The 16,952-nt window shown below is 61.1% G+C and carries 13 protein-coding genes and 1 tRNA gene; 9 read left to right on the top strand and 5 right to left on the bottom strand.

What is annotated here, in order from left to right; genetic code table 11:
- A complete protein-coding gene (locus GJA_RS22720) occupies positions 1-1,137 on the top strand; it encodes a deoxyguanosinetriphosphate triphosphohydrolase (RefSeq protein WP_038496937.1) in 1,137 nt (378 codons plus the stop codon).
- 59 nt (positions 1,138-1,196) lie between these two features.
- Here GJA_RS22720 and mutY read toward each other — a convergent pair whose 3' ends face one another.
- Genes mutY through mutM form a run of 3 tightly spaced genes read right to left on the bottom strand, consistent with a single transcriptional unit; the run spans position 1,197 to position 5,183 of the window.
- Positions 1,197-2,339, bottom strand: a complete 1,143-nt coding sequence (gene mutY, locus GJA_RS22715; protein ID WP_038496934.1) for an A/G-specific adenine glycosylase — start codon at positions 2,337-2,339, stop codon at positions 1,197-1,199.
- 40 nt (positions 2,340-2,379) lie between these two features.
- On the bottom strand, positions 2,380-4,314 hold the full coding sequence (locus GJA_RS22710) for a dynamin family protein (protein WP_038500830.1): 1,935 nt from the start codon (positions 4,312-4,314) through the stop codon (positions 2,380-2,382).
- 35 nt (positions 4,315-4,349) lie between these two features.
- A complete protein-coding gene (gene mutM, locus GJA_RS22705; protein ID WP_038496931.1) occupies positions 4,350-5,183 on the bottom strand; it encodes a bifunctional DNA-formamidopyrimidine glycosylase/DNA-(apurinic or apyrimidinic site) lyase in 834 nt (277 codons plus the stop codon).
- Positions 5,184-5,399: 216 nt separating this feature from the next.
- Here mutM and GJA_RS22700 point away from each other — a divergent pair, with 216 nt between their 5' ends.
- From GJA_RS22700 to pth, 7 genes are all read left to right on the top strand, one after another.
- Positions 5,400-7,175 carry a tetratricopeptide repeat protein gene (locus GJA_RS22700; RefSeq protein WP_051781486.1) on the top strand — a complete coding sequence of 592 codons (1,776 nt, stop codon included), beginning with the start codon at positions 5,400-5,402 and terminating at the stop codon, positions 7,173-7,175.
- A 61-nt stretch (positions 7,176-7,236) separates the two neighbouring features.
- On the top strand, positions 7,237-7,827 hold the full coding sequence (locus GJA_RS22695; RefSeq protein ID WP_038496925.1) for an outer membrane lipoprotein LolB: 591 nt from the start codon (positions 7,237-7,239) through the stop codon (positions 7,825-7,827).
- 26 nt (positions 7,828-7,853) lie between these two features.
- Entirely contained in the window at positions 7,854-8,738 is an 885-nt protein-coding gene (gene ispE / locus GJA_RS22690; protein WP_038496922.1) for a 4-(cytidine 5'-diphospho)-2-C-methyl-D-erythritol kinase, read from the top strand.
- A gap of 90 nt (positions 8,739-8,828) precedes the next feature.
- A tRNA-Gln gene (locus tag GJA_RS22685) sits at positions 8,829-8,905 on the top strand.
- A 174-nt stretch (positions 8,906-9,079) separates the two neighbouring features.
- On the top strand, positions 9,080-10,030 hold the full coding sequence (locus GJA_RS22680) for a ribose-phosphate pyrophosphokinase (RefSeq protein WP_038496919.1): 951 nt from the start codon (positions 9,080-9,082) through the stop codon (positions 10,028-10,030).
- A gap of 268 nt (positions 10,031-10,298) precedes the next feature.
- The gene (locus GJA_RS22675; RefSeq protein WP_038496916.1) at positions 10,299-10,922 is read left to right on the top strand and encodes a 50S ribosomal protein L25/general stress protein Ctc; all 624 of its coding nucleotides are present in this window, start codon (positions 10,299-10,301) and stop codon (positions 10,920-10,922) included.
- Between the two features lie 126 nt (positions 10,923-11,048).
- A complete protein-coding gene (gene pth / locus GJA_RS22670) occupies positions 11,049-11,633 on the top strand; it encodes an aminoacyl-tRNA hydrolase (RefSeq protein ID WP_038496913.1) in 585 nt (194 codons plus the stop codon).
- 2 nt (positions 11,634-11,635) lie between these two features.
- On the opposite strand, the gene GJA_RS22665 is transcribed toward pth, so the two are convergent.
- Positions 11,636-12,664, bottom strand: a complete 1,029-nt coding sequence (locus GJA_RS22665; RefSeq protein WP_038496910.1) for a D-cysteine desulfhydrase family protein — start codon at positions 12,662-12,664, stop codon at positions 11,636-11,638.
- Between the two features lie 331 nt (positions 12,665-12,995).
- Between GJA_RS22665 and ychF the strand changes: the two genes are divergently transcribed.
- Positions 12,996-14,087, top strand: coding sequence for a redox-regulated ATPase YchF (gene ychF, locus GJA_RS22660; protein ID WP_038496907.1), 1,092 nt, complete (start codon positions 12,996-12,998; stop codon positions 14,085-14,087).
- Positions 14,088-14,152: 65 nt separating this feature from the next.
- On the opposite strand, the gene GJA_RS26355 is transcribed toward ychF, so the two are convergent.
- Positions 14,153-16,171: a right-handed parallel beta-helix repeat-containing protein gene (locus GJA_RS26355; RefSeq protein WP_051781259.1), complete on the bottom strand. Its 2,019-nt coding sequence runs from the start codon at positions 16,169-16,171 to the stop codon at positions 14,153-14,155.
- Between the last annotated feature and the right edge of the window lie 781 nt (positions 16,172-16,952).

Raw genomic sequence — 16,952 nt, 5'->3', positions numbered from 1 at the left:
ATGATACCCGACGACTTCCTCGCCCCGTACGCGGCCCGTTCGGCTACCGGGCAGGGACGTCGTTATCCCGAGACGGCGCATGCGTCGCGCAGCCAGTTCCAGCGCGACCGCGACCGCATCATCCATTCGTCGGCCTTCCGCCGCCTCGAATACAAGACCCAGGTATTCCTGAACCACGAAGGCGACCTGTTCCGCACCCGTCTGACGCACAGTCTGGAAGTGGCGCAAATCGGCCGTTCGATCGCGCGCAACCTGCGCCTGAACGAAGACCTGGTCGAGGCGATCGCGCTGGCGCATGACCTGGGCCACACGCCGTTCGGCCATGTCGGCCAGGATGTCTTGAACGAATGCATGAAAGACCATGGCGGCTTCGAGCACAATCTGCAAAGCTTGCGGGTGGTCGATACGCTGGAAGAACATTACGGCGCCTTCGACGGCTTGAACCTGATGTTCGACACCCGCGAGGGCATCTTGAAGCATTGCTCGCTGGCCAATGCAAAAGAACTGGGGCCGGTGGCGCAGCGTTTTATCGACCGCACCCAGCCGACGCTGGAAGCGCAGCTGACCAACCTGGCCGATGAAATCGCCTACAACAGCCACGACATCGACGACGGCTTGCGCTCCGGGCTGATCACCATCGCCCAGCTGGAGCAAGTCGCGTTTTTCGGCCGCCTGTGGTCGGAAGTGCAGGCCAGGTATCCGGGCCTGTCGGGCCGGCGCGCGATTTATGAAACGCTGCGCCGCCTGATCACCGCGCTGGCCGACGACTTGATCGCCACCTCGACCGGGCTGATCCAGTCGGCCGCGCCGCGCAGCGTCGATGAAGTGCGGGTCAGCCCGCCGCTGATCCGTTTTTCAGAACCGATGCGCAACGATGCGACCGAGCTGAAACGCTTTTTGCGCACCAATCTGTACCGCCATTACCAGGTCAACCGCATGCGCGTAAAGGCCAGCCGCATCGTGCGCGAATTATATGAAAGCTTCATGGCGGAACCGGCCTTGCTGCCGCCGGATTACCAGGTGGCCGGCGGCGACATCGGCAAGCAGGCGCGCAAGATCGCCGACTACATCGCCGGCATGACCGACCGCTACGCGATCCGCGAGCACACCCGTCTGTTTTCCCTCGACGAACTCTAAACCGGGGACAGGCCACGCATGAAGCAATTAGTTGCCTGATAATCGTGGTCTGTCCCCGGTTAAAACACCATCCGGCTTTGCGCCGCCGTGGCATCGCCGAAGATATCCAGCAGCAGTTTTTTGATTGGCGCCGGCAGCGGCGCGTCGGCGACCTTGTCGCCGTCGTACCAGACGTGGCCCGCTTCGCCGGCTACGTCGAGACGCCGCGCCAGTACGATGCGGCAAGGCGTGATGTGCAATTTGTAGTGCGTGAACACATGCGTGATCGGCAGCAGACAGTGCTGCGATTCAATCTGGCCAAACTTGTTGACCGCCAGCGCCACCGCATCGTGGTCGTGTTCGCGGCCATCGTCATCCTGCAGCACATGGCCATCGAGTTCCGGCAGCGACAGCAAGCCGCCCCAGATGCCGGTGCCGGGCCGCTGTTCCAGCAACACCTGGCCGCGGTCGATGATGAGCAGCATGGTCGCGTGTTTTTCCGGGCTGGTTTTCTTCGGTTTGCGCACCGGCAAATCCTTGGTGCGGTTGGTGGCGTAGGCGACGCAGCGCGCCTGTAACGGACAGCGCCCGCAATCGGGACTGCTACGGGTGCACAGCGTGGCGCCCAGGTCCATCAAGCCTTGGGTATAGGATTCGATCCCCTGTTCCGGCAGCAGGGCTTCGGCGCGCCGCCACAAGCCTTCCTCGACCCGTTTTTCGCCCGGATAGGCGTCGATGCCGAACACCCGCGCAAACACGCGCTTGACGTTGCCGTCGAGGATGGCGGCGCGGGTGCCGCTGGAAAACGCGGAAATCGCCGCCGCCGTCGAGCGGCCGATGCCGGGCAAGTCGGCCAGCAACAGCGGGTCGCTGGGAAACACACCGTCGTATTCGGCCATCACGCGCTGCGCGCATTTGTGCAGGTTGCGGGCGCGGGTGTAATAACCGAGGCCGCTCCATTGCGCCATCACGTCTTCGCTGCTGGCTTCGGCCAAGTCGCGCAGCGTGGGAAAACGCTCCAGGAAGCGCGCGTAATAACCGAGTACCGCGGCGACCTGGGTTTGCTGCAGCATGATTTCGGACAGCCAGATCAGGTAGGCGTCGCGCGTGTTTTGCCATGGCAAGACGTGGCGGCCATATTGTTTTTGCCAGGCGATCACGTCGGCGGAAAAGGTCGGGTCGGCCAGGTGTTCCTGGACCAGGGGATGGGTCAAGCGTTTCATTCAAAATCCTTCTTATGCGGCGTTTCTTTTGCTGAGTTTCTTATGCGGCGACGCCATGGCCGGGCTGATCCGCCCCGTCCGCCTGGATGGCGACACCGATGTCGCCCGCTAATTCGTCGAGCTGCGATTGCTGTTGTTCCAGCGTGGACAGGCCGGCTTCCAGCGCCTCGATTTTTTGTTCCAGGCCGCCGGTCGCATCGTGGATGCGCTGGATCGACGCCATGCGGTGTTTTAATTGTTCCTTGTATTGCAGGATTTGTGCTTCCAGCGGCGCCATGATGACTTTGAGCCACGCTTCGGCATCGTCGTTGGCGGTCTTGAAACTCTTGCGCACGCGCGAAGCGATGGTGTCGAAAAATTTCTCCATCAACACCACCCGGCTGGTGGTCAGCAAGGTCGCGGTACCGAATTGCCGGTGATACACGGCTTCGATATCGCCGATTTCCTGCCGATAGCGGGCCAGTGAAAAGGGCATCGGCAAGGCCAGCGTCAAGCCATGTTCGGCCGAAAATTTACGGTACATCACGCCCATCATTTCCGTGATCTCGGCCGTCTTGCGCTCGGAGCGCTGCAAGTTGTGGGCGATGCGCTCGAAGTACTGCCTGACGGCTTCGCGCACGCCGGTGAAAAAGCGGCTGCGCTGCATTTCTTCGCGCACCAGTTCGATATCGTCGCGCACGATATCCATGCCGAGGCTGGTGTACAGCTCGGTCGACAAGCGGGTGAACACGGCGCGGGTCGCCTGCAATTTGAACAGGCTGCTGTCGAATTCCTTTTTCTCGATATCGATGCGCCGCATCATGTGCGCCAGCACGCTCTGGTTCTTGCCGCGCATGCTTTTCAGCTCATGCAATTGTTCGGCGATGCCGCGCAGCCGGGCCGACAGCGCGCTGTGCCGGGCCGCGTTGATCGCCTGCACATCGACCGACAATTGACGCCGGATGATGTCCTTGCGGGCCGGTATCAATTCGTCGAACAGCGCCGTTTCCAATGCCAATAAACGGCTCTTGCCGAGCAGCGCGGTATCGTGGTTGATCTTGCCGACCAGCGCCTTTTGCGCCGATACGGGAAACACTTGCTGCATGTCCAGCGTCAGCAAATGCGCGACGCTGTTTTGCTGGCGCCGGATCGCGTCATCGACCTCGCCATCGCTGCGCAATTCATCCCACATGCTGTCGATCTTGTTGAGCACCACCAGCCGCCCCGGGCCGGCGCCGATATGGTGGCGCCAGACCTCGATATCGCTGCGCGTGACGCCGGTGTCGGCGGCCAGGATGAACAGCACCGCGTGCGCGTTCGGGATCAGGTTCAGCGTCAGTTCCGGCTCGGTGCCGATCGCGTTCAAGCCGGGCGTGTCGAGTATCACCAGCCCCTGTTTCAGCAGCGGATGGGGGAAGTTGATGATGGCGTGGCGCCACATTGAAATTTCGATGGTGCCGTTTTCGTCCGGCGGCGCGACATGGTCGGCATCGTCGTCGTACAGGCCATACGATTTCGCGTCTGCCAGGCTGACGTGCCTGGTCAGGCTGACCTGCCGGATCGCCGCCTGCATGTCGCCGCCGGCGTCCAGGTTCAGCGGCAGTACGGTCCACGCCGCGTCGTCGTCGAGGTAATCGCCGGTCGACAGGTTGCCGGCCCGGGTTTCGATCGGCAGCAGGCGTATCGATGGCGGCCGGCTGGCGTCGTACAGCAATTCGGTCGGGCACATGGTGGTGCGGCCTGCGCCGGACGGCAAGATGCGCTGGCCGTAATCGGCAAAGAAAATCGCATTGATCAATTCGGATTTTCCGCGCGAAAATTCGGCGACGAAGGCCACCGACAATTTATCGTCGGCCAGGCGGTGCAGGGTGCGGTGCAGGCGCAGCGCGATGGCGCCGTCGATCAGGCCGGCTTCGGCCAGGCCAGCCTGGTAGCGTTGCAACGTGGCGGCGACGGCCTGGCGCCATGCGCTGTATTGTTCGAAATCCCTGACCATCATGCTCCCTTGTCTTGATACACCGGATACGAGGACTATTTTTGGCAATTCACGCAATAAAACGTCGAACGCTGTCCCTGCTTGATCTGGCGGATCGGCGCCTGGCACACTTTGCACGGCAGGCCGCCGCGGTCGTACACAAAATAACTTTGCTGGAAATAACCGGACTGGCCATTGACGGCGATAAAGTCGCGCAAGGTGCTGCCGCCCTGGACAATCGCGGCGGCCAGCGTTTCGCGGATCGCCTGCGCCAGCTTTTCATAACGGGCCAGGCCGATGCGTTTGGCCGGCGTGTTGGGATTGATGCCGGCGCGGAACAGGCTTTCGGAACAATAGATATTGCCGACGCCGACCACGATATCGCCGGCCAGCAGCACTTGCTTGATGTTGGCGCCGCGGTTGCGGGTCTGCTGGTACAGCAATGCGCCGGTAAAGCCGTCTTCCAGCGGTTCGACGCCCAGGCCGCGCAGCAGGATGTGGCTGTCGACCGGGCCTTCGCGGATATCGTGCCACAGCACGGCGCCGAAGCGGCGCGGATCGGTCATGCGCAGCACTTGCGCGCCATCCGCACCCTCGACCACCAGGTCGAAATGGTCATGCTTGTTGGCCAGCGTGTCCGGCGGCAGCACGCGCAGGTGGCCGGACATGCCGAGGTGGATGATCAGCGTGCCGTGTTCGAAGCCGATCAGCAGGTATTTGCCGCGCCGCCCGGTCAGGCCGATGGTGTGGCCGGACAATTGCCCGGCCAGGCCGGCGGGGAAGGGCCAGCGCAAGCCGCTGCGGCGCAATACCACCGCCTGCACGGCGCGGCCTTCGATATGGGGCGCGACACCGCGCCGCGTCACTTCAACTTCTGGCAATTCAGGCATGCTTGCTCGGATCTGGTTGTCCGGCGCGGCACATGGCGCGCACCGGTGATTGGTTACTTAAAATTGCTAACTTGAATAAAGGGTTCAACAATTCGTTAAATATTTCGTTACATACGTGAAGCACGCAAACGGCGGGTTGGGCGTAGAATCAGTATTTGCCCGCATAGCCAGGAACGTCCTTTGAAAAACGCTTTCGCCATTGTAACTCTGTCCGCCATGATGTCGGTGTGCGCCGCCGCACCGCAGGCACAGCCAGTTTCCGCCGACCAGCCGCCGGGCGAGGCCCCGGCGAGTGTCCCCGCCAGTGTCCCCGATATCGTGCCGGCGAAAGTCCCGGCTGGCCCGGCCACGGCTTCGCCGGCGCAAGCGTTGCCGAACGTCGCCCTGAGCAGCGACCTGCTGTACAAGCTGACCAAGGCGGAACTCGAATTCAAGCAGGGCCAGTGGCAAGGGCCGTACATTACGATGATGGTGACCGCGCAGCAAACCCGCGACCCGCGCCTGGCGCAGCGGGCGGCGGAAATGGCGCTGGCGGCCAAGCAGGGCGGCGAGGCGCTGGCGGCGATCCGCCTGTGGCGCGAACTGGCGCCCAATTCCGACGAGGCGAACCAGTATTTCCTCGGCTTCGTCGTGCTGACCGACGATATCCTGGAAACCGAACCGGTATTCGCCCAGCGCCTGAAGGACGCCAAGCCGGCAGCGCTGCCGGCCGCAATGTTCCAGACGCAGCAATTCCTCAGCCGCGCCAAGGATAAATTGATGGCCTTCTCGATCCTGGAGCGCTTGATGGCGCCGTACGGCGCCACGGCCGAAGCGCATATGGTGATATCGCAAGGCGCGTTTTCGATCGGCGAACGCGACCGCGCCGTGCGCGAGGCGCAAAAAGCGCTGGAGCTCAAGCCGGATTCGGAACTGGCGGTGCTGTCGCTGGCCCAGGTGATGGACGATGCGGATGCGATCGGCAAGCAATTGTCGGCCTTCCTCGACAAGAATCCCGGCGCGCTGGAAGTGCGTTCGGCCTATGCGCGGCTGCTGGTCGAGCAAAAGCAGTTCGAGGCGGGCCGCCAGCAATTCCTGCTGTTGCAAAAAGCCCAGCCGGACAATATCGTGACGATGTATGCGCTGGGCATCATTTCGCTGCAATTGAATGACAACGCGGTGGCGGAGAATTATTTCAAGCAATTCCTGGCGGTGCTGGCGGCCAATCCCGACGATGACCGCGATCCGTCCAAGGTATTGATGATCCTGTCGCAAATGGCCGAGGAGCGGGGCGATGTCAAGGGCGCGATCCAGTGGCTGGACAAGATCGACGGCCGCGAACCGCGCGCCTATTACGACGCCCGCCTGCGCCGCGCCCAATTGATCGCCAGGAATGGCGACCTGGATGGCGCGCGCAAGGCGCTGGCCGAGATCAGGAGCGACGATGTCAACGACCAGGCGCAAATCCTGCTGGTCGATGCGCAATTGCTGCGCGACGGCGGTTATACCCAGACCGCCTTCACGGTACTCGATAATGCGTTGAAACGCTTCCCCGACAGCAATGAATTGCTGTACGACCATGCGCTGGCGGCTGAAAAACTGGGCCGCACCGATGTGATGGAAGCGAGCTTGCGCAAGGTGATCGCGCAGGCGCCGGATAACCAGCACGCCTACAATGCGCTGGGCTATTCGCTGGCCGAACGCAATGTGCGCTTGCCGGAAGCGTATGCGCTGGTCGAAAAGGCGCTGTCGATCGCGCCGAACGATCCTTTCATCATGGATAGCATGGGCTGGGTGCATTTCCGCCTCGGCCAGCTGGGCGAAGCGGAAAACCTGCTGCGCCGCGCCTACGCCTTGCGCAGCGATCCGGAAATCGCGGTGCACCTGGGCGAAGTATTATGGCAAAAAGGCGAGAAAGAGGACGCGCAGGCATTGTGGCGCGCGGCCCGGGCCAAGGATCCGGGCAACGACGCGCTGAAAAGCACGCTGGCGCGCCTGAACCTGAGCCTGTAAGCTGCGCGGCAATTGCCGACACTCTGGCCCACTCACCTAACCAGGCTCCTTAAGAAAACCGATGACCCTGAACAACTTCGTCACCGTGAGCGTCCTGTGCGCCTTGCTGAGCGCTTGCGCCACCACCAGCGCGCCGCGCTCGTCCACGCCGGCCGCGCCGTATAGCGACGCCGTTGAATTGTCTGGCCGCCTGTCGGTCAATTACGAGCGCGATGGCAAGGGCGAATCGCTGACCGGCAAGTTCAATTGGCGCCAGAGCGGTGCGCGCACCGATGTCAGCCTCGATTCGCCGCTGGGCCAGACCATCGCCAGCATCAGCGTGATACCGGGGCAGGCGACGCTGACACAGGCCGGCAAGGCGCCGCGCAGCGCCGCCGACATCGATACGCTGAGCGCGCAGGCGCTGGGCTGGTCGCTGCCGGTGTCGGGCTTGCGCGACTGGCTGCAAGGGTATGCGCAAGACGCCGACGGCAAGCGCTTCGTCGCCTCGCCCCTGAATGACAGCGTCACCACGCGCGACGGCTGGCGCCTGCATTATGTGTCATGGCAAGATGGCGACGGCGCTTATTCCCGGCCCAGGCGCATCGACGCCGAACGCAGCGCCACCGTCGCAGCGGGACAGGTGGCGATCCGCATCGTGCTCGACCAATAACCCGCTTCACGCCTCGCCAATAACGCATGACACTCTCCAGACTTGAAAATTGCCCGGCCCCGGCCAAACTGAACCTGTTCCTGCACATCAACGGCCGGCGCGCCGATGGCTATCATTTGCTGCAAACCGTGTTCCAGCTGATCGACCACGGCGACACGCTGCACTTCACCTTGCGCAGCGACGATCAAATCCATCGCGTCAACGACCTTCCCGGCGTGCCGCAAGAGCAGGACTTGATCATCCGCGCGGCCCGGCTGTTGCAGGCCGAGGTGCGGCGCCGTAGCGGCGCGCTGCCGGCCGGCGTCGATATCGCCATCGACAAGCGCTTGCCGATGGGCGGCGGGCTGGGCGGCGGTTCGTCCGACGCCGCCACCGCGCTGATGGCGCTCAATACCTTGTGGCAGGCCGGCCTGAGCCGCGGGGAATTGATGGCGCTGGGCTTGCCGCTGGGCGCCGATATCCCGTTCTTCATCTTTGGCCAAAGTGCGTTCGCCGAAGGCGTCGGCGAGCAAATGCAAGCCGTAAACACGCCGGAGTGCTGGTATGTGGTGCTCGAACCCGGGGTGCAAGTACCGACCGCCGCAATTTTTTGCGCAGAAGATTTGACACGCGATACGAAACTCGTCACAATAGCGGACTTTTCCAGGCACCTCGCAAAAGATAATGATGCAAGCGGGTTTGGACAAAACGATTTACAACAAGTGGCAAGCCGCTTATTCCCGCAGGTAGCACAGGCGCTGGAATGGCTAGGGCGTTACGGCAAGGCCAGGATGACTGGCTCCGGTGCTTGTGTGTTTTGCGCGTTTTCCAGCGAGTCGGAAGCGGATGCGGTGCTCAGTAATGTGCCACCTGTCTGGATCGGCTGGAAGGCAAAAGCGCTGAACAGGCATCCGATGTTTGCGATGTTGTAGAGCGCAGTAAAAAGTATCAAAAAAGATTTGGCTTAACGTGAAATTGCCGGTAGAATACTGGCCAATGTGACGGCAAGCAGTCAGTTGCGTAGGGGAATCGCCAAGCTGGTTAAGGCACTGGATTTTGATTCCAGCATGCGAAGGTTCGAATCCTTCTTCCCCTGCCATTCATTTTCGCCGGTACTGTCGATGCGAAGTCAGCGTCCGGGCCGGGAAAGCAGATAATTCGCTACGCGAATCATTCTAAGCACAGTATCAGTACAAACTACAGCGTTGGGCCGGACTTTTGTTCGGCTCGATGACTTTTCAAGACTTCACAACGATTACCTCTTGGGACTCCAATGGCTTACGAAAACCTGATGGTTTTTACCGGCAACGCGAATCCAGCGTTGGCAGAAGGGGTCGCAAAAAATCTCGGCATCCCCCTCGGCAAAGCAAACGTTTCGAAATTTTCTGACGGCGAAGTAATGGTCGAGATTAACGAAAACGTTCGCGGCAAGGATGTTTTTGTTTTGCAATCCACCTGCGCTCCGACCAATGACAGCTTGATGGAAATCATGCTGATGGTCGATGCCTTGAAACGCGCTTCCGCCGGCCGCATCACGGCAGCGATTCCTTATTTCGGCTACGCCCGCCAAGACCGTCGTCCGCGTTCCGCGCGCGTCGCGATCTCGGCCAAGGTGGTCGCCAATATGCTGGAAAAAGCCGGCGTCGAACGGGTCCTGATCATGGACTTGCACGCCGACCAGATCCAGGGTTTCTTCGATATTCCAGTCGATAACATCTATGCATCGCCGATCTTGCTGGGTGACTTGCAAAAGAAAAACTACCAGGATTTGCTGGTAGTATCGCCGGACGTCGGCGGCGTGGTGCGCGCGCGCGCCCTGGCGAAACGCCTCGGCTGCGACCTGGCCATCATCGACAAGCGCCGTCCGAAAGCCAACGTTTCCGAAGTGATGAACATCATCGGTGAAGTCGAAGGCCGCAATTGCGTGATCATGGATGACATGGTCGACACCGCCGGCACGCTGACTAAAGCGGCTGAAGTGCTGAAAGAGCGCGGCGCCAAGAAAGTGGTCGCGTATTGCACGCACGCAGTCTTGTCCGGCCCGGCGATCGACCGCATCTCGGCCTCGCCGCTGGATGAACTGGTGGTCACCGACACGATTCCACTGTCGGAAGCTGCTTTGGCTTGCGGCAAGATTCGTCAATTGACGTGCGCGCCGTTGCTGGCAGAGACGTTCAAACGCATTATCAAGGGAGATTCCGTCATCTCCCTGTTTATCGACTAAAAAACCTGCTGCGCGTCGCGATTTGCGGCCTGCGATGCTCACTGTGCAGTCGCACAGCTCCGCTTCTCAGCCGCAACTCCCATCCGCTCGCTACGGTTTTTAAACGATAAGTCACGAGCAGTATTCTGCGGCGCGGCCGGCAAATTTGCCGCTTGCGCCGTTATGTTTTTATTCTTGGGCGCGATTTCCGCGTTCAATTTCCGAAAATCCCTGGTCGCGGGGGTTTTCATAACGCAAGGCGCGAGCCTTGTTCTTCTTGGAGTATCACATGAAAGTTATCGCATTCAAACGCGAATTGCAAGGTTCCGGAGCGAGCCGCCGCCTGCGCACTTCCGGCCAAACCCCTGGTATCGTGTACGGCGGCGCTGAAGCCCCTGTCACCATTTCCCTGGATCACAACGCGCTGTACCACGCGCTGAAAAAAGAAGTGTTCCACTCGTCGATCCTGGATCTGGAAATCGATGGCGTTTCCCAACAAGTTCTGCTGCGCGACTTCCAAGTCCACGCGTACAAACAATTGGTCCTGCACGCTGACTTCCAGCGCATCGATGCCAATCAACCGATCCACATGAAAGTCGCTCTGCACTTTGCCAACGCTGACGTTTCGCCAGCCGTCAAACTGCACGCTGCGACCATCAGCCACGTGTTGAACGAAATCGAAGTATCGTGCCTGCCAGGCAAACTGCCGGAATTCATCACCGTCGACCTGTCGAACATCGACGTCGGTCACTCGCTGCACCTGGCTGACGTGGTCTTGCCGGAAGGCGTTACCGCTGTTGCCCTGGCTGCAAACCCAACCGTTGCAACCGCTCTGGTACCGCCAGGCCACGTTTCGGCTGACGCCGCTCCAGCCGCTGAAGCTGCTGCTCCTGCTGCTAAAGGCAAGAAGTAATTCTTGCGACAGGCGCTGTCTTGCCGGCATCGGCAGCATGGCGCCAATCAATAAAAAACCCGCCTGGCGGGTTTTTTATTGCCCGCTTTTCCGTGATAATCGTTTTTTTCCTTTTGTCAGAACGCCATGCCTATTCGCCTGATCGTCGGCCTCGGCAACCCCGGCCCCGAATACGAACAAACCCGCCACAATGCCGGCTTCTGGCTGGTGGACAATCTTGCCAACAGCTTGCCCGGCGTGCGCCTGCAGCGCGAATCGCGCTTTAACGCCATGGTGGCAAAAACGGCGCTCGCCGGCCACGACGTCTGGCTGCTGGAACCGCTGACTTTCATGAACCGCTCCGGGCAATCGGTCGGCGCGCTGGCCCGTTTTTACAAGATCAATCCGGATGAAGTGCTGGTGGTGCACGACGAGCTCGACATCGCGCCCGGCCTGGTGAAGATGAAGAAGGGCGGCTCATCCGGCGGCCACAATGGCTTGAAGGATATTACCGCCGCACTGGGCACCCAGGATTACTGGCGCTTGCGGCTCGGTATCGGCCATCCGCGCACGCTGGGATTGCAGCAGGCGGTGGCCGATTTTGTGCTGCACCGGCCGCGCAAGGAAGAGCAAACCCTGATCGATGAAGCGATCGACAAGAGTTTGCGCATCATCACCATGGTGTGCGAAGGCAAGTTCGACGCCGCCACGATGCAATTGCATACCGTGTAAATTTATTCGAAGATGCTTCGGTAGGCATACAGACCGGGCGCACCGCCTGTCATGACGAACAGCACGTTCTGGCCCGGCTGGTAGCGTCCGTTTTTGATATCGGCCAGCAAGCCGGCGAACGCCTTGCCCGAGTAGACCGGGTCCAGCAATAAACCTTCGCTGCCGGCCAGCGCGCGCACCGCGGCGATCATGGCCTCGGTCGGCGCGCCATAATAGGGGCCGCGCTGGCTGCCGTCGACATCGATGTCGGTCTCCGCGATGGTGTTAGCGCCATCGAGCAGGGCCAGCGCGGTGCGCGCCAGCTCGCTCGTCTTGCGCTGGGTGGTCTCGCCGTCGATCAGCACCGCGTACGAACGCACCAGCGATGCCGGCAAGCCCAGCGCCGCCAGTCCGGCGGCCAGTCCGGCGTGGGTGCCGCTGCTGCCGTTGGCCAGCGCAATCTGTGCAAACTCGACGTCCATTTGCCGCGCTTGCGTCACGATTTCTTGCGCGCACGCGACGTAGCCGAGGCTGCCCAGCGGCGTCGAGCCGCCGGTCGGCAAGACCGCCACGGACCGGCCCTGGGCGCGCAATTCCAGCGCCCGCCGTTCGGCCCATTCCAGCGCGCTGACCGTGCCGGGCAGCGCGTGCACGGTGGCGCCGAACAAGCGGTCCAGCAACACATTCCCGCTGTGTTCATAGTCGGCATCGTCGCGCGGCACCAGGCGCGGCAGCACTAATTCGCAGGCCAGGCCGGCCCGCGCGCAGGCGGCGGCGGTCAGCCGCGCATGGTTGGACTGCAAGCCGCCCATGGTGATGATGGTGTCGGCGCCGTCGGTGACGGCCTGGCCGAGCAGGAATTCCAGCTTGCGCAACTTGTTGCCGCCGCCGCCCAGCGCGATATGGTCGTCGCGCTTGACGTACAGGCGCACGCCGCGCAGCGCATCGCCAAGGCGGGCTTCAAGCCGGCCCAGGCGCTGGATCGGCGTCGGGCCGTCCAGCAGGGGCAGGCGTGGGAAACGGTCGAGGCCGGAGAGTGGGAGAGTCGTCATGAATGCTGTCCTTGAAGGCGAAAACGCTGCGGAGATGCCGAAAGTGTAACAGCGTGGCCAGTAGCGAAAAACCCGTGCGCCGCCGATTCTGTTTCAAAAAATCTTTGAAAATCCTGTGGCAAACTGTGCTCCAAGCCATTGAAAAAGTTGGTTTTTGCGATATTCGGGGCTGAGCGGGGGTACAATGGCGGGGTTGGGGAATCCGGCGGCCTAAGAAGCTATCTCAGCAGGGAGCGTCCCAGTATGCCCAGCCGGCCCCGTTGCACAGCCTGGCCCCGCCTGTCCGCCCTTGATGCGGACGCCTTTGTTAATTGAATTAGAAAGTCTTTCCATGAGTCTCCAATGCGGCATCGTCGGCTTGCCTAACGTCGGCAAGTCCACCCTCTTCAACGCGCTGACCAAGGCCGGCATCCCGGCCGAGAACTATCCGTTCTGCACCATCGAGCCGAACGTCGGCGTGGTCGAAGTGCCGGATCCGCGCATGGCGGCGCTGGCCGATATCGTCAAGCCCGAGCGGCTGGTCAACGCCATCGTCGAATTCGTCGACATCGCCGGCCTGGTGGCGGGCGCCTCGAAAGGCGAGGGCCTGGGCAACCAGTTCCTGTCGCACATCCGCGAAACCGACGCCATCGTCAACGTGGTGCGCTGCTTCGAGGACGACAACGTGATCCACGTGGCCGGCAAGATCAATCCGCTGGACGATATCGAAGTGATCCAGACCGAGTTGGCGCTGGCCGACATGGGCACCGTGGAAAAGGCGATTCACCGCGAAAACAAGAAAGCCCGTTCCGGCGACAAGGATGCGCTGAAACTGGTGACCTTGCTGGAACGCATCATGCCGCACCTGAACGACGCCAAGCCGGTGCGCGCGCTGGGCCTGGACGCCGAAGAAATGCTGCTGATCAAGCCGCTGTGCCTGATCACCGCCAAGCCGGCGATGTACGTCGCCAACGTGTCGGACAGCGGTTTCACCAATAACCCGCTGCTGGACCAGCTGACCGCCTACGCGAAGTCGCAAAACGCGCCGATCGTGGCGATCTGCGCATCGATCGAATCGGAAATCGCCGACCTGGACGACGCCGACAAGGGCGCGTTCCTGGCCGACATGGGCATGGAAGAGCCGGGCCTGGACCGCCTGATCCGCGCCGCTTACAAGCTGCTGGGCCTGCAAACCTACTTCACCGCCGGCGTCAAGGAAGTCCGCGCCTGGACCATCCACATCGGCGACACCGCGCCGCAGGCGGCCGGCGTGATCCACACCGACTTCGAACGCGGCTTCATCCGCGCGCAAACCATTGCCTACGACGACTACATCGCCTACAAGGGGGAATCCGGCGCCAAGGAAGCGGGCAAGATGCGCGCCGAGGGCAAGGAATACGTGGTCAAGGATGGCGACGTGCTGAACTTCCTGTTCAACGTCTAACAGCGCAGCGGCAGTCATTGCCGGGCAAAATAAAACCCGCCATGGCGGGTTTTATTGTCCGTGCGTTATGGATACGTCGGCGTCGCCGGGTCCGGCTGGGCCAGCGCCGGCAGGAACGGTATCAAGCCGCCCGCGTCCGGATTATTGGTCTTGTCATCGATGCGGGCCTGGATCGCGGCGGCATCGGTGGTGCCCCAGTAATTGCCGGTGGCCGTCATGGCGCTCGCCGAGCCGCGCAGGCGCAGGATGGCGTCCTCCTGGTGGTCGAGGAAAGAGTTTCCTGAGACTACGGTCGTCTCGCCGCCATAACTGGCCCAGTTGGTCACCGCCGTGCCCCATATGCTGGTGAAGACATTATTCCGGACATAGACTTTTTTGGCGACGGAACGCGCGTCCACGCCGATACTCAAGCCACCGGAATTGCGGAAGATATTCCTTTCGATGTAGCTGTCTTTCACCGGGTACCACAGATACATCTCGCCAAAGGTATTGACCGAGCTCAGCACCGAATCGGTCAGCACGACATTGCCATACATCGCACCGCCGCTCGATTGCATCAGCTTGCCGCCATTCATCCTGGCGTAGCTGATCTGGATGGAACTGCTTTGGGCTTCGCTGGCGCCAGCCTGATAGATTTGCACATTGTCCAGCCGCGCATAGGCGCTGGCATTGCCCGCCACTTTCAGCGTGCCGTACACATAGATCGGCAAGCCCTGCGAACGCAGCGTGACGCCCGGCCCGACGGTGAGCGTGGCGCCATAGGCAATCTGTATCGTGTCGGTGATGAAGTACGGCGATTTGTCGGCGCTCAGCACGGTATCGCGGGAGATGATGTTGCCGAGCGCGTTGCCCACATTGACCGTGGCGCTGGCAGTCTGGCTATCGGCCTTGCCGTCATTGACGACCAGCGACGCGACATAGGTGCCGGCCAGATCGGCGGTGAAGGTAGGCTGTACGCTGGACGTGGACGATAACACCGCCGTGCTGCCGGCCGGTTTTGCCGTCAAGCTCCAGGCATAGCTGAGTTTGTCATGGTTGGCGTCCGAACTGGCGCTGCCGTCGAGCGTGACCAAGGTGCCCGCGCCGACATTTTGCAGCCAGCCGGCATGGGCCACCGGCGCCGCATTGCCTGTCGATGCGGTGATGGTGACCGGCACCATGCCGCTGTTGATCTTGCCATCGCTGACGGAGAGGCCGGCAATATAGGTGCCGGCGACATCGGCGGTAAACGATGGCCGCACCGCGCTGGCCGAAGACAAGGTGGCGCTGCTGCCGGCCGGTTTGGCGATCAGTGTCCAGCTATAAATCGGCGACTGGTTCAGGTCGACCGAACTGCCGCTGCCATCGAGGGCGACGGTAGCGCCGACCAGCACGCTTTGGACGACGCCGGCATCGGCCAGCGGCGGCGTGCCCGTCATATCGTGCAAGGTTTGTTTGATGTCGGCCGGATTGGCGATGTTGCTCAGCGACGCCACAATTTGCGTTAATTGAGCACGATTGAAGCGGGCGCCCAGCGCATCCAGGATCTTGTCGTGCGCATCGCCGCCGGCCGGCTGGTCTGGCGTGGCGGCCTTGAGCGGCGTGGCGATGAAATCGGCCACGGAGCCAGTCTCGACCATGCCGCTCAAGACCGTCGTGACATCGCTTTGCGCCGCCTTCAGCGCGGCGCCGGTCAGCGCCGCAGATGCGGCGGCGTCAAAGGCCGCGAACAGCACCGCGGGTTCCTTGCGCGCCGCGCGCGCCACGACCATGTTGGTCAGCGGCGTGATGTTGGCGCTAAGCGTAGTGCTATTGCCAGTGGCGACCGTATGCAAGGTCAAGCCGTCCGCCGGCTGGACCAGCTCCAGCAGGCAGGGCAATTTGCCGTCCGCGATGACGAAGCTGTAGCTGCCGTCGGCCTTGGTGATTGCCGCCGCGCTGCCGCTTTGGCATTTGGCGCTGACATTGGCGCCGGCAATCGCCAGACCGGTTGCCGCCGTGCCGCTGATGCTCAGCTTGCCGGCTACCACCACCGGGTCAGGCGCGGCCGGCGAGCCGCCGGCACTACTTTCGCCACCACCGCCGCCGCACGAGGCCAGCAACATGATACTTGCCGCACTGGCAAGTCCGATTTTCAAAAAGTTTGTCATGCCTTATTTCCCTGGTAATTACGCATTTGACGATATCGATGCAAATATTTAATTAAAGTTTCCGTATGGAAATTATTGCATATATTGATAATTTAACCAAAAGAAATAATTGTCAGTTTGATGTGTCAATGCGACGAATCTGTCATATCACTGGTAGCGATGAACGTGTTTAGCAAATAATTCCAGCCTCTGTTGCTTCCATTGTAGGAGGGCCTGAATCGATGCTTTGCTGCCGATGGGGGCGCGAGTCGATGTCCAATGGCCATGCCAGCGTAGACTTTGTCGACAGCATGTTCTCCGCTGTGCGTCTTGTTTTCGACTCAAAACGGTTGGTGGGCCGTGAACCGTTATTTATTGCTGTATTGATAATGTTGATCGGAGATGCCAGTTTTATCCTATGCAAAAAGTCCCAGTTCTTATCGATCGTGCCACCGTAGGAATGTTAGTTACAGCAATTGATGCGAGGAAAGAAGATGGCCTTGGAGCTCAATGTTGAGTGCAAGGTACGGGCATGGTGCGACAGGTTTGGGGCAACACCGCGCTTGAATTAGTTTGCAGCTGTGCCTTGGGTAATGTTGAAGTCTTGAGTCCGGAGTTCTTGTCAGATATTTGCGGTCATGAGGACCTTGGAGATGGATGCATGTACTCATGGATCGATGTTTAACCGCTGCTCTGCAATGGAGAGGAGAGGGGGGGGCGACTGCGGGTTTAAATCACCGATGAATTCCTCAAGTAC

The organism is Janthinobacterium agaricidamnosum NBRC 102515 = DSM 9628 (genome assembly GCF_000723165.1).
Classification (GTDB): Bacteria; Pseudomonadota; Gammaproteobacteria; order Burkholderiales; family Burkholderiaceae_D; genus Janthinobacterium; species Janthinobacterium agaricidamnosum.
Note: the sequence above shows the minus strand (reverse complement) of the source record. Positions and strands in the feature narration are given on the sequence as shown.

Excerpts from the sequence above, each read along its gene's own strand:
- GJA_RS22680 (WP_038496919.1), top strand. The coding sequence starts at position 9,080 with ATGGCTTACGAAAACCTGATGGTTTTTACCGGCAACGCGAATCCAGCG.
- ispE (WP_038496922.1), top strand. The coding sequence starts at position 7,854 with ATGACACTCTCCAGACTTGAAAATTGCCCGGCCCCGGCCAAACTGAAC.
- pth (WP_038496913.1), top strand. The coding sequence starts at position 11,049 with ATGCCTATTCGCCTGATCGTCGGCCTCGGCAACCCCGGCCCCGAATAC.
- GJA_RS22695 (WP_038496925.1), top strand. The coding sequence starts at position 7,237 with ATGACCCTGAACAACTTCGTCACCGTGAGCGTCCTGTGCGCCTTGCTG.
- GJA_RS22720 (WP_038496937.1), top strand. The coding sequence starts at position 1 with ATGATACCCGACGACTTCCTCGCCCCGTACGCGGCCCGTTCGGCTACC.
- GJA_RS22665 (WP_038496910.1), bottom strand. The coding sequence starts at position 12,664 with ATGACGACTCTCCCACTCTCCGGCCTCGACCGTTTCCCACGCCTGCCC.
- mutY (WP_038496934.1), bottom strand. The coding sequence starts at position 2,339 with ATGAAACGCTTGACCCATCCCCTGGTCCAGGAACACCTGGCCGACCCG.
- GJA_RS26355 (WP_051781259.1), bottom strand. The coding sequence starts at position 16,171 with ATGTTGCTGGCCTCGTGCGGCGGCGGTGGTGGCGAAAGTAGTGCCGGC.
- ychF (WP_038496907.1), top strand. The coding sequence starts at position 12,996 with ATGAGTCTCCAATGCGGCATCGTCGGCTTGCCTAACGTCGGCAAGTCC.
- GJA_RS22700 (WP_051781486.1), top strand. The coding sequence starts at position 5,400 with ATGATGTCGGTGTGCGCCGCCGCACCGCAGGCACAGCCAGTTTCCGCC.
- GJA_RS22675 (WP_038496916.1), top strand. The coding sequence starts at position 10,299 with ATGAAAGTTATCGCATTCAAACGCGAATTGCAAGGTTCCGGAGCGAGC.
- GJA_RS22710 (WP_038500830.1), bottom strand. The coding sequence starts at position 4,314 with ATGGTCAGGGATTTCGAACAATACAGCGCATGGCGCCAGGCCGTCGCC.
- mutM (WP_038496931.1), bottom strand. The coding sequence starts at position 5,183 with ATGCCTGAATTGCCAGAAGTTGAAGTGACGCGGCGCGGTGTCGCGCCC.